This window comes from Mesorhizobium sp. CA16 (assembly GCF_020165175.1).
GTDB lineage: Bacteria > Pseudomonadota > Alphaproteobacteria > Rhizobiales > Rhizobiaceae > Mesorhizobium.
This window is the reverse complement of record NZ_JAIUHP010000034.1, coordinates 18,402-30,282: the sequence shown is the minus strand read 5'-3', so window position 1 is coordinate 30,282 and position 11,881 is coordinate 18,402. Positions and strand designations below refer to the sequence as shown.

Genomic DNA, 11,881 nt, shown 5'->3' with positions numbered 1-11,881 from the left:
GCGCCTTTCCTCTCCCCCGTCGATCGGGGGAGAGGTGGCTCGGCGAAGCCGAGACGGAGTGGGGGTCGACCAGCGCTATATTGGATTAGCTAGGCAATGCATGCGCCAAGCTGCATGCACACTATCGCCAAAGATCAGCCCGCTTGGAAATTTGTGCATGCGGTAGACAAGGAGAGCTGGAAAATAAAAAACCGGCGTCAGCTTGCTTCTGACGCCGGTCATTCAGGTTTTGGGATCGTCGCACCTGATTTTTCCAAGGAAAAACCGAGGTTGGTTCGATCCGACGCTGACCCGTGGGCGGGGGGCTTGGGGTTTACGAGCCGGTGCCGGACCGAACCGTCTCAGGCAACGACCGTAAATTCGTCGGACATTGGGGCATGAGCGCGGATTATTTGTGGCGAGAATGTGGCGGAGCATCACCAATTCCAACATGTGTTTCGCAAACGTGACTGGACGTTTGGGAAACCGCGCGACCCGCGCGTGTTCGGCCGGCGTTACAATTCCATCGCGCCCTTGCAATTCCCTTGTGAAAGCGCGAACCTTGGCCGGCGCATGATTCAATCGAAGGATCGAGGCATGACCGATCACAGCGGCGGGACGGAGGATGGGGAAGCATCCGGAATATTGATCCCGCTGCACGAGGCGCGCAACGCCCGCCTCGACCAGCCGGTGCGATTCGACCGGCGCGAGCTCGACCAAATCCTGAGGCTTTACGGACGCATGGTGGCGGCCAATGAATGGCGCGACTACGCGATCGATCATCTCACTGATCGCGCTGTCTTTTCCGTCTTCCGCCGGGCCAGCGAAGTGCCGCTGTTCCAGATCGTCAAGGACCCCAGGCTGGCGCGCCGGCAAGGCGCTTTCGCCGTCATCGCCGCCGGCGGCCGCATCCTCAAGCGCGGCCAGGAGCTCGGCCGCGTGCTCGGCGTGTTCGATGCCAAGCTGAAGGTTGTCGAGGCGTGAGAAGAGGAATCGAAGAACTGAAGAACTGAAGAATTGAGGAACTGAGGAAAAAGGCCGCGTCTCCAGCGGACCTTGAGCGCCTCTTCTTCAGTTCTTCAGTTCTTCAGTTCTTCAGTTCTTCTGTTTCCCTTGAGCTCCGGAACCTTCGCTCCGGCAGCGAATCCGGATCGGGCGGCAATTCCGCGCCGCCATTCAGCGAAAGCTGCATGAACACCGTGTCCAGCCAGCGTCCGTGCTTGTAGCCGGATCCTTCCAGTCGCCCGGAATGGCGGAAGCCGAGCTTCTCGTGCAGCCGCACCGAGGCGCTGTCTGCGTGGCCGTCGCCGATCACCGCAATGATCTGGCGGAAGCCCGCCGCGCGCGCCGTCTCGATCAGCGCCCGCATCAGCAGCAAGCCCACGCCCTGCCCCTTGGCCTCCGGCGCGACATAGACCGAATCCTCGATGACGAATCGGTAGGCGGGACGCGGCCGGAACGGTCCGGCATAGGCATAGCCGAGCACGATGCCGTCCTTCTCCGCCACGAGATAAGGAAAGCCGCCCGCTGCTAGAGCGTCGAATCGGTTGCCCATTTCGGCGCGGCTCGGCGGTTCCAGCTCGTAGCTTGCCGTGCCGTGCGCGACCGCATCGGCATAGATTTCGGTGATTCGGTCGAGGTCGGCCGCAGTAGCGGCCCTGATCGCAATAGTGCTCATAATTTGTGCAGTTCTCGTTGCTGCCTCGATATCAGCAGAGGACTGTGCGAAAAGAAAGGGCGGCCATTGGGCCGCCCTTCGCAAATCTATGGTCCACTGAAACCGGGGTAACCGCCCTTAGCGGCGGTCGCCCATGAACTGCAGCAGGAACATGAACAGGTTGATGAAGTCGAGATAGAGGCGCAGCGCGCCCATGATCGCCTTGCGGCCGGCGACGTCGGCGACGTCACCTTCGAAATACATTTCCTTGATCTTCTGCGTGTCGTAGGCGGTCAGGCCGGCGAAGACCAGCACGCCGATCGCCGAGATGGCGAAAGCGAGCGCCGACGACTGCAGGAAGATGTTGATCAGCATCGCGATCAGCAGGCCGATCACGCCCATGATCAGGAACGAGCCGAACGCCGACAGGTCGCGGCGGGTCGTGTAGCCGTAGAGCGACAGACCGCCGAAGGCCGCGGCCGTGGCGAAGAAGGTCTGGGTGATGCTGGTGCCGGTGTAGACGAGGAAGATCGTCGACAGCGACAGGCCGACAAGGCCGGCATAGACCCAGAACGTGGCCTGAGCCGCGCCCACGCTCATCGACTGGATGCGGAACGACAGGAACATCACGGCGGCGAGCGGCGCCAGGATGACGACCCAGCGGAACGCGCTTGCATAGATCAGCTGGCCGAACGCGGTCAGCTGGCCGTCGCCGGTGATGGCGAGCTGGAAGGCGCCCCAGGCGGCAAGGCCGGTAATGAGCAGGCCAAGCCCCATGAGGTTGTAGACTTTGATCATGTAGGCGCGCAGGCCTTGATCGATATCGACGCGCACGCCGGGGGCGGCGGACGTCTGGTAGTTGCGAATGGGATCAGCCATTGGAAATCCTCTGTTGCTTCTGCCCCGTCCGGTGACAGGTCATTCGAGACCAGGCGCCGCTGGCGAGGCTCCAGCATGCCTGCGCAAAATATGAGCGTTCTCGACGTCAAGAACAAGACGGTAACGAGGCGCAACGCTTCGTGAGAAGGCAAAAGGCCGGTTTTCGGGTCTTCCGGGCGTCTTTCTTACAAAAATTTAACCGGGCTTACAAAGGTTTAAGCGGGCGGGCGGCTCTCGGCCCCCCCGTCAGAGGTTGCGCAGCACCGGCGCCGCCTTGTGGCCGAGCACCCGCCAGGTCCCGGCAAGGCCGATGCCGACGGTGACCGCCAGCGAAACCAGGATCGTCGCCACCGCGACCTGTGGTATGAAATGCGACGGCAGCGTCATGATATGCGCGACCACGAACCAGGCGGCGATGCCGCCGGCGGCAAGCGCGAACAGCGCGGTCGCAAAGCCGATCAGCATATATTCCAGCGAGAAGGCGGTAATCAGCGTTCGTCGCGTCGCGCCGAGCGTCTTCAGCACCACAGCGTCATGGATGCGCGCCCGGTTGCCGGCGGCCAAAGCGCCGGAGAGCACCAGCACCGAGGCGATCAGCGCCACGCCGGCGGCGGCGCGGATCGCGGCGCCCAATTGCGCCACCAGCCGGTTGACAATGTCGAGCGCGTCCTTGACGCGCACCGTCGTCACAGCCGGAAAGGCGCGGGTGACGGCGTTGAGCAGCCTTGCATCGTCGGCCGCAGTGGCTTGTTTGTCGGTCAGTGTCGCCAGCCAGCCATGCGGCGCCCCGGCGAAGGTGTTGGGCGAAAACACCATGACGAAGTTGATGCCCATCGTCTCCCACTCGACCTGGCGGAAATTGGCGATCCTCGCGGTGACGTTGCGTCCAAGCACATTGACGGTGACGGTGTCGCCGAGCTTCAGCCCGATCGCCTTGCCCTCCTCGGCCGAGAACGACACCAGCGGCTCACCGGAATAGTCCTGCGGCCACCACGCGCCTTCGGTCAGCGTCGCGTTTTCCGGCTGCTTGGCGTCATAGGTCAGGCCGCGGTCGCCGCGCAGCACCCAGGCGCCGTCGGCCGGGATCTTCACCTTGTCGACGTCGACGCCGTTGAGCGCCATGATGCGCCCGCGCAGCATCGGCACCTTGACCAGCGTCCCCCGCGGCGACTCCTTGCCGACAAGGCCGGCGAAGGCATCGACATCGCTGCTCTGGATGTCAACGAAGAAGAAGTTCGGCGCCCGCTCCGGCAGGCTGCCGGAGATCTGCCGCCTGAGATTCCCGTCGATCAGCGCCAGGGTGACGAGAAGCGTCAGCCCGAGGCCGAGCGACAGCACCACCGAGGGCGTCAGCGCGCCGGGACGGTGGATGTTGCCGAGCGCCAGCCGAAGCGACACGAAACGGACGCGCGGACTTTTCCTAGCCGCCCACTGCACCAGCGCCGCCACCAGCCGCAGCACCAGGAAGGCAAAGACCGTGGCGCCGACGAAGATCGAGGCGATGCGGTAGTCGTTGGCCGAAAGGATCGCCAACGCCGCCAGCGCCAGCACGATCGCGAGCGCCGCGCCCGTATAGGGCAGGCGCGGCAGGCCCCGGCTTTCAAAGCCCATTTCGCGGAACAGCGCGGTTGCCGGCACGTCGCGGGCGCGGCCGAGCGGCAAAAGCGCGAAGGCCAGCGTCACCAGCAGGCCGAACAGCGCGGCAAGGGCCAGCGCGCCAGGATAGAAGCCGCCTTGCGCCGGCACCGGGATGACCGACTGCAGAAGCGCGCTCGCCACGAACGGCATCGCGGCGCCGACGATAAGCCCGAGCACGATGCCGAGGCCTGCAATCAACAGGATCTGCACCAGATAGACGGTGAAGACGAAGCCGCCCGAGGCGCCGAGGCTCTTGAAGGTGGCGATGACGCCGCGCTTGCCGTCGAGATAGGCGCGCACGGCGTTGGCCACGCCGACGCCGCCGACCACCAGCGCCGTCAGCCCGACCAGCGTCAGGAATTGCGAGAAGCGTTCGATATTGGCGGAGAGCGCGGGGGCGGCGTTGCTGCGCGTGCGGATCGACCAGCCGGCCTGCGGGAAATCCTTCGCGGCTTGAGCCTGGATGTCCTTGATCCGCGCCTCGGACGTGCCGTCGGGCAGGCGCACCTTATAGGCGTTCTCGACAAGGCTGCCGGGCTGCACCAGGCCGGATGCGGCAAGGCCCTGGCGCGAAATCATCAGCCGCGGCGCGAAACCGAAACCGTCCGACACCGCATCCGGCTCGCTGACCAGCCTCGCCCGCAACTCGAAAGTGGCGCTGCCGAGTTTCAACCTGTCGCCGATGTGAAGATTGAGCCGGTCGAACAAAAGGTCGGGCGCGGCGGCGCCGAACACGCCGGACCGTTCGCCGAACAATTGCTCCTTCGGCAGCGCCGGATCGGTTTCCAGCGCACCGTAGAGCGGATAGGCGTCGTCGACGGCCTTTGCCTCGATCAGCGCCTGGTCCGAGCCGTCCTCCAGCCGCGCCATCGAGCGCATGCCGGAATTGAGCGAGACAGTGCCGAGGCCCTTGATGAAGCCGAGCTCCGCATCGGAAGCGCTGCGCTGGTTGACCTGGAAGCGCAAATCGCCGCCAAGCAGCGTCTGTCCCTGATTGGCGACACCGGCCGAGATCGCCTGCGCCACCGAATTGACGCCGCCAATTGCCGCGACGCCCAGCGCGATGCAGGCTAGGAAGATCATGAAGCCGGACAGGCCGCCGCGCATCTCGCGCAGCGAGAAGCGGATGGCAAGCTTCAGGGTTCGAAGCCGGGCGGCCGCCATGCCTCTATGCCGTCACTTTGAGCAAAGGCGCATCCTCGATCCGCCCCGAACGCATCGAGACCTGGCGCGCACAACGCCCGGCCAGCGCCGGATCATGCGTCACCAGCACCAGCGTCATGCCTCGCTCCGCCGCCTTGGCGAACAGGAGATCGGCGATCTGCTTTCCCGTCACCTGGTCGAGGTTGCCGGTCGGCTCGTCGGCGATGAGGATGCGCGGCGACGGCGCCAGCGCCCGCGCGATCGCCACGCGCTGCTGCTCGCCGCCGGAAAGCTCTCCCGGATAATGCGTCACGCGGTCGCTCAGGCCGACCGCCGCGAGCTCCCGCGCGGCCACCCCGAACGGATCGGTATGGCCGGCGAGCTCCAGCGGCACGGCAACATTTTCCAGCGCTGTCATGTTGGGGATGAGATGGAAGGATTGGAACACGATGCCGATGTTTCGCCCACGAAACGAAGCAATCTGATCCTCGCTTTTGTCATTGATCAGATCGCCGGCGATCCGGACTGTGCCCGAATCGACTCTTTCCAGCCCGGCAAGGACCATCAGCAGCGTGGACTTGCCGGAGCCCGACGGACCGACAATGCCGGTGGCTTCGCCGGCCGCCACGTCGAGGCTCACATCTTTCAGCACATGGACGGAGGACGCGCCCTCGCCGAGCGTCAGCGATATGTCCCTCAGCGCGATGACGGCTTCTGTCACAATGAAAGCGCCCTATATGTGAAAAAAGGAGACGACCGCTGTCTCCTCCCTTGGATTGTTCCGGTCATATGGGGCTCGCCGCATGGCTTTCAAACACCGTTTTGCCGCAGCCCTCATCCTTTTCCTAGGCCTTTGCGCCGCCATCTCGCCGGCGCGCGCCGCAACCTTCACCATAGTCGGCTTCGGCGACAGCCTGATGGCTGGCTACAGCCTTGGACCGGGCCAGGGTTTCACCGACAGGCTGCAAGCGGCTCTGAAGGCGAAGGGCCTCGATGTCGCCGTCGCCAATGCCGGCGTGTCGGGCGACACATCGAGCGGCGGGCTGGCGCGGCTCGACTGGTCGGTGCCGGACGGCACAAGGCTGGTGATCCTCGAGCTTGGCGCCAACGACATGCTGCGCGGCCTTTCGCCCAAGATCGCCGAGAAGAACCTCGACGCGATGCTGGGCAAGCTGAAGCAACGCAACATTCCGGTGCTTCTGGCCGGCATGCGCGCCGCGCCCAATCTCGGCGCTGATTACCAGAAGGCCTTCGATGCCATCTATCCGCGGCTTGCCGAAAAATACCGCGTTCCGCTCTATCCGTTCTTTCTCGACGGCGTCGCCGGCCATCCCGACCGCCAGCTCGAAGACGGCCTGCATCCCAATCCCCGGGGTGTCGACGTCATGGTCGAGCGCATCCTGCCCGTGGTCGAGAAGGCGATCGCCGACAATGGGGGGCCATCATGAGTCCGTAATGCCACGCTTTCCGCTGGGGAAACTTTGTGGACAACAAACCGCTTGCCCCGCGCCAATATCGATGATTCGCTAGGAACGAGAGTTTCGATTCGAGGACAGGAGGCTTCACATGCCACGTCTTTTCACCGCCCTCGAAATTCCGCGTGATGCTGCTCTCTCTTTGTCCCTGCTCCGGGGCGGGCTGCCCGGAGCGCGCTGGATCGACGTCGAAAACTACCACCTGACGCTGCGTTTCATCGGTGATGTCGAGGGCCATGTCGCCGACGAAATCGCCAACGCCCTCGACAGGGTCGACCGCCCCTCTTTCCAGATGACGCTCTCTGGGGTCGGCGCCTTCGGCGGCAAGAAGCCGCATGCGGTGTGGGCCGGCGTGTCGGCCTCGCCCGACCTGACGGCGCTGCAGGGCGAGATCGACCGCATCTGCCAGCGGCTCGGCCTGCCGGCCGACCCACGCAAGTTTTCGCCGCATGTGACGCTGGCGCGCCTGCGCAATGGGAGCCCGCTCGATGTCGCGCAATATCTTTCGGCGCGCGGCAATTTCGCGGCATTGCCCTTCCGCGTCGGCCGCTTCGTCCTGATGTCGTCGCGCGATTCGGTCGGCGGCGGCCCCTACATCGTCGAGGAAGCCTGGCCGCTGGTCGGCGAAGCGCTGGCCCCAAGCCGCTTCGCCAGCGCATCCGACGCCTCGCGGATCATGCGGTAGACCGAGGCGAAGGCCTCGGCGCCGTCGTAATAGGGATCGGGAACGTCCACGGCCTTTCCCGTGGCAAAATCCAGATAGAGATGGATGCGGTCGTGCGCGGCCTGCGGCGCCAGCGCCTTGAGGTCGCGCACATTCGCCCGGTCCATGCCGAGGATCAGGTCGTACCGCGAAAAATCCTCCGGCAGCACCTTGCGCGCCCGCTGCCCTGAAATGTCGACGCCGTGCCTTGCCGCCACCGCGATCGAGCGCCGGTCCGGCTCCTGGCCGGCATGCCAGCCGCCCGTCCCGGCCGAATCGATCACCAGACCCTGGTCTTTGCCTTGCTCGGTCAGGACGGCCCGGAACACGCCCTCGGCCAGCGGCGAGCGGCAGATGTTGCCAAGGCAGACGAACAGAATGGATTTTATGGGCTTTGCGCTCATCGATCCGGCGCTATGGTTGGATCATCTGCGAATAGCACAGGGACCGGACATGAACAGGGAAAAACTCAACAAGGAAGCGATCGTCGCCGCGCTTGCGGAACTTGACGGCTGGTCGCTCGCCGCCGACGGCGCCTCCATCAAGCGCAGCTTCGTCTTCAAGAATTTCTCCGAGGCCTTCGCCTTCATGACGCGCGTGGCGCTGGCGGCCGAAAAGATGGACCATCACCCGGACTGGTCGAATGTCTACAAGACCGTCGACGTGACGCTGAACACGCATGACGCAGGCGGCGTCACGGCGCTGGATATCGAGCTCGCCAAGCGGATGAACGTGTATTTCGGCTGAGAGCGAGCGGACTTCGTCATTCCAGGGCGGAGCAAGGAGCGAAGCGACGCGCGCAGACCCTGGAATCCATTCCGTGACCTTTGCCGAGAATTGCAGCGGGGCAGCATTCTGCACCGTGAGCAGCGCTCGTATGTCACGGAATGGAGCCTCGGGTCTGCGCGCGTCGCTTCGCTCCTTGCTCCGCCCGTGGATGACGATCGGAGGGATGCCTTGGCCAACTACCGTACTGAGGCGATTGCCATGCTTGTTATTGTTGCGAGTTCGATTTTAGATCGACGCACCCCTAAACTCTTGTAGCCGCCTCCCGCTTTCACCACATTTTCCCGCGGCGAGCCGCCCGCAACGATGCACGCGGCCGCCAAGGAGCGATTGATGGCGCAAGGTACCGGTTTCGATTTCTTCGGCTTCGGCGACAAGCTCGCCGGCGAGGGCGAGGTGCGCGAAAAATTCTGGCGCACCGCCAAGAAGGCGGCGCGGCAGATTCCGTTCATGGACGAGGTTGTGGCCGCCTATTATTGCGCCATGGACAAGGACACGCCGCTGCGCGCCAAGGGTATCCTGCTCGCCGCGCTCGGCTATTTCGTCCTGCCGGTGGATTTCATCCCCGACTTCATCTTCGGCCTCGGCTTCACCGACGACCTTGCCGTGCTGACCGCGGCGATCACCGCCGTCAGCGCGCATATCACGCCTGCCCACAGGCAGGCCGCCAAAGACGCGCTGGCGGACAAGAGCTGATCCCGGCTCGCTTCAGGCCCGCAAATCGGCGCGGACGAAAAGACAAACTCTTGCCGTTTTCGTGGCATCCAACTCCGCGCCGGGACGTCGCGCCGGCATCAATCCACAGTGGCGGCGCCGATGGTGGCGGTTTCCTGGGGTGGGTTCCTTTTCTTCGAGGACAATTCACCGTTTGGTAACCCTGATTAAATCAAAATGAAGCGACGGCAGGACGCCACGCGGCCCGCCTCCGCACCATTTGGAATACGGGAAGAACGATGCGCGGATTGATTGCTATAGTTTCCAGCCTGGTCCTGGCGGCCTCGGCAGCGCCGGCGTTGGCGCAGCAGGCGACCAAGATCGGCCAGCACAATGCCTGGGGCACCTACAGCTATCAGTCGGCCGCCGGCAAGGTCTGCTATGTGCTGACCGTGCCCACCGACAAGCAGCCGCCGTCGCTCGACCATGGCGACATGTTCTTCTTCGTCAGCCAGCGTCCCGGACAGCAGGTCTCCTACGAGCCGCAGTTCATCGCGGGCTACAACTTCCAGGAAGGCTCGAAGGCCACCGTCACCATCGACAAGAAGAGCTTCTCGATGTTCACCCGCGGCAAGTCGGCCTGGGTCGAGAACGCGGCGGAAGAGCCGGTGCTGATCGCCGCCATGAAGACCGGTTCCGACATGAAGGTGCAGGCCAAGTCCGGCCGCGGCAACCCCACTTCCTACGTCTTCTCGCTGAAGGGCATTTCGGCCGCGCTGGCCTCGATCGCCAAGTGCAAATAGGCGGGAACCGCATTCGAACCTGACGCAAGGCCGGACATCATGCCCGGCCTTTTGTTTGTGATGGCGCTCAGCCCTGCGCCGGCTCTGGCTGCGCCCTGCGCCGCCGGATCGCCTCGGCGATGAAGACGCGCGACAGCGCGTGGTAAAGAGGTTCGTTGGAGATCAGCCTCGCCGTGCCGTAGCCCAGCATCGACGCGCACATCAGCGCGATCACATTGTCGTGGTTGCCGGTCATCTCGAGAATGATGACGAAGGCCGTCATCGGCGCCTGCACGACGCCGGCGAAATAGCCGGCCATACCGAGCAGCGCCGCCGTTCCGATGGCCGTGCCGAAGACCAGGCCGAGCGTGCTGCCCAGCCCCGAGCCCACCGCCAGCGACGGCGCGAAGAGGCCGCCGGGAATGCCCGATACCATCGACAGCAGGCCGGCTGCGAACTTCTCGACGAAGAAGAAGGCCGGCAGCGGCGTGCCTTCGATCGCGCCGCGCGCCTGCACATAACCGGTGCCGAAGGTCAGCCCGCCAGACGCGACGCCGATGACCGCCACGGCGAGCCCGCATATGGCCGCCACGACCAGCGTGCGCGGCAGCGGCTGCAGCGCGTTCCAGCGCCGGATGCGGCGCATGACCTTCAGCGCCGAGAGCGAGAACAGCGCGCCGACACCGCCGCCAATGATTCCGCAGGCGAGTACCAGCGGCCAGTCCGTGGCGAAGGCGACCGTGTCCCTGGCGACGCCGAAATAGGTGTAGTTGCCGAGCAGCCCGAGCGAGGCGAGGCCAGCCAGGATCACCGCCGTCAGCACCAGCCCGTTGGTGCGCGCCTCGTAGGCCCGGCCCATTTCCTCGATGGCGAAGACGATGCCGGCAAGCGGCGTGTTGAAGGCAGCGGCGATGCCGGCGGCGGAGCCTGCCAGGATCAGGCCGCGCGCCTGCGCCATGCCGCCCCAGCGCGCCGCCTGCAGCATCAGCGAAGCGCCGACCTGCACTGTCGGGCCCTCGCGGCCGATCGAGGCGCCGCAGGCGAGGCCGACGATGGTGAGCGCGATCTTGCCCACCACCAGCCTCAGCGACAGGATCCGGCTGCGGTCTTCCTCGTCGCGCAGATGCCGCGCCGCGATCGCCTGCGGAATGCCGCTGCCTTGCGATCCCGGAAAGAAGGAATGCGCGAGCCAGGCGCAAAGGACGAAACCGAGCGGCGTCACGACGAGCGGCAGATAAAAGCGCCAGCCGCCGTCATTGCCCGTCACGGCATGGAACCGGGCCTGCGCGCGGTCGGCGAGCAGGGCGAACAGGACGCTGATCAGGCCGATCGATATGGCGCCGGCCCAGAAGACGAGACGCGGTTGCCAGACGCGCCGCGACATCCACATGGCGTGGGAACGCCGCAGCATGCGGTATTTTCGGGATATGCCGGCCATGACCGTCCTCGTGATGGTTACCCGCCCTAGCACACTCGCCGGGTCGATCAACCCGGGAGGGCGAGCCCGACGCTATGTCAGTCAGGTCTAGGACCGGTGCTCAAGGGGACGTTTAGCGGATGGCGGATAACCCGCCGGCGCACCGGCCGGCGGGGAGGTCGGCAGGCAGGACCGGCGAGGTCACATCGCCATTTTTTCACATTCGGCCTGAGCCTTCTTGGTCGACGTGTCGATCATGTAGGCCTTGCCCTTGGCGTCGGTGATCATCATCATGCAATGCTTGATCGGCTTGGCCATCTTCATCATTTCGGCGCTCATCTTGGCGTCCGGCATCATGGTGCCCATGTGGCCGTCCGGCATGATCGCGGTGACCTGTCCGCCCTTCATCATCGTCATGGCGCCCATCGTGTCCTCGGCAAGGGCCTGCGAGGCGCAAAGACCGGCGAGGCCGGAAATGAGTGCGAACTTGATCGAGTGCATTTGAACAACTCCCATTGTTGAGGGGCATGGTCGCCCCTTTCAGGTTCGCGGATGCGTTTCGATTGGTTACGCCAACACGAAGATGTGATCTGTTTTCAAGGGCCATCGCCAGTCGCGGCCTTCTCCCCCTGTGGGAGAAGGTGGATCGGCGCGCAGCGCCGAGACGGATGAGGGGTGTTCCAGTGAACACCAACGCCTCACTCCGCTGGAGCACCCCTCATCCGACCGAGCTTCGCTCGGCCACCTTCTCCCACAAGGGGAGAAGGA

The 11,881-nt window shown here is 64.6% G+C and carries 13 protein-coding genes; 6 read left to right on the top strand and 7 right to left on the bottom strand.

The window, feature by feature from the left end:
- The first annotated feature begins 576 nt into the window (after positions 1-576).
- Positions 577-963, top strand: a complete 387-nt coding sequence (locus LB525_RS27880; RefSeq protein WP_140546946.1) for a DUF2794 domain-containing protein — start codon at positions 577-579, stop codon at positions 961-963.
- Positions 964-1,066: 103 nt separating this feature from the next.
- On the opposite strand, the gene LB525_RS27875 is transcribed toward LB525_RS27880, so the two are convergent.
- The 4 genes from LB525_RS27875 to LB525_RS27860 all read right to left on the bottom strand — a co-directional run bounded on the left by LB525_RS27875 (position 1,067) and on the right by LB525_RS27860 (position 6,017).
- Positions 1,067-1,687: an N-acetyltransferase family protein gene (locus LB525_RS27875; RefSeq protein WP_411971056.1), complete on the bottom strand. Its 621-nt coding sequence runs from the start codon at positions 1,685-1,687 to the stop codon at positions 1,067-1,069.
- A gap of 87 nt (positions 1,688-1,774) precedes the next feature.
- A complete protein-coding gene (locus tag LB525_RS27870) occupies positions 1,775-2,515 on the bottom strand; it encodes a Bax inhibitor-1/YccA family protein (protein ID WP_095769993.1) in 741 nt (246 codons plus the stop codon).
- A 246-nt stretch (positions 2,516-2,761) separates the two neighbouring features.
- Positions 2,762-5,317, bottom strand: a complete 2,556-nt coding sequence (locus LB525_RS27865) for an ABC transporter permease (protein WP_224549617.1) — start codon at positions 5,315-5,317, stop codon at positions 2,762-2,764.
- Positions 5,318-5,321: 4 nt separating this feature from the next.
- Entirely contained in the window at positions 5,322-6,017 is a 696-nt protein-coding gene (locus tag LB525_RS27860; protein WP_224549614.1) for an ABC transporter ATP-binding protein, read from the bottom strand.
- 82 nt (positions 6,018-6,099) lie between these two features.
- Here LB525_RS27860 and LB525_RS27855 point away from each other — a divergent pair, with 82 nt between their 5' ends.
- Both LB525_RS27855 and thpR read left to right on the top strand, forming a co-directional pair.
- Positions 6,100-6,744 (top strand): arylesterase, encoded by a 645-nt coding sequence (locus LB525_RS27855; RefSeq protein ID WP_224549612.1) that lies wholly within the window; start codon positions 6,100-6,102, stop codon positions 6,742-6,744.
- 118 nt (positions 6,745-6,862) lie between these two features.
- Positions 6,863-7,456 (top strand): RNA 2',3'-cyclic phosphodiesterase, encoded by a 594-nt coding sequence (thpR, locus tag LB525_RS27850; protein ID WP_095769997.1) that lies wholly within the window; start codon positions 6,863-6,865, stop codon positions 7,454-7,456.
- On the opposite strand, the gene LB525_RS27845 is transcribed toward thpR, so the two are convergent.
- Complete coding sequence (locus LB525_RS27845) at positions 7,363-7,878, bottom strand: low molecular weight protein-tyrosine-phosphatase (protein WP_224549610.1); 516 nt, start codon at positions 7,876-7,878, stop codon at positions 7,363-7,365. The two genes, thpR and LB525_RS27845, sit on opposite strands and share 94 nt — an antisense overlap.
- Positions 7,879-7,927: 49 nt before the next feature.
- Between LB525_RS27845 and LB525_RS27840 the strand changes: the two genes are divergently transcribed.
- From LB525_RS27840 to LB525_RS27830, 3 genes are all read left to right on the top strand, one after another.
- Positions 7,928-8,221 carry a 4a-hydroxytetrahydrobiopterin dehydratase gene (locus tag LB525_RS27840; protein ID WP_095769998.1) on the top strand — a complete coding sequence of 98 codons (294 nt, stop codon included), beginning with the start codon at positions 7,928-7,930 and terminating at the stop codon, positions 8,219-8,221.
- A 372-nt stretch (positions 8,222-8,593) separates the two neighbouring features.
- On the top strand, positions 8,594-8,956 hold the full coding sequence (locus LB525_RS27835; protein ID WP_095770030.1) for a YkvA family protein: 363 nt from the start codon (positions 8,594-8,596) through the stop codon (positions 8,954-8,956).
- A gap of 257 nt (positions 8,957-9,213) precedes the next feature.
- Positions 9,214-9,717: an invasion associated locus B family protein gene (locus LB525_RS27830; protein WP_095769999.1), complete on the top strand. Its 504-nt coding sequence runs from the start codon at positions 9,214-9,216 to the stop codon at positions 9,715-9,717.
- Between the two features lie 67 nt (positions 9,718-9,784).
- Here the strand turns inward: LB525_RS27830 and LB525_RS27825 are convergent, their stop codons facing one another.
- Together LB525_RS27825 and LB525_RS27820 are read right to left on the bottom strand one after the other, a co-directional pair.
- The gene (locus LB525_RS27825) at positions 9,785-11,134 is read right to left on the bottom strand and encodes a chloride channel protein (RefSeq protein ID WP_224549608.1); all 1,350 of its coding nucleotides are present in this window, start codon (positions 11,132-11,134) and stop codon (positions 9,785-9,787) included.
- 180 nt (positions 11,135-11,314) lie between these two features.
- Positions 11,315-11,614 carry a hypothetical protein gene (locus LB525_RS27820; RefSeq protein WP_224549606.1) on the bottom strand — a complete coding sequence of 100 codons (300 nt, stop codon included), beginning with the start codon at positions 11,612-11,614 and terminating at the stop codon, positions 11,315-11,317.
- Positions 11,615-11,881 lie beyond the last annotated feature (267 nt).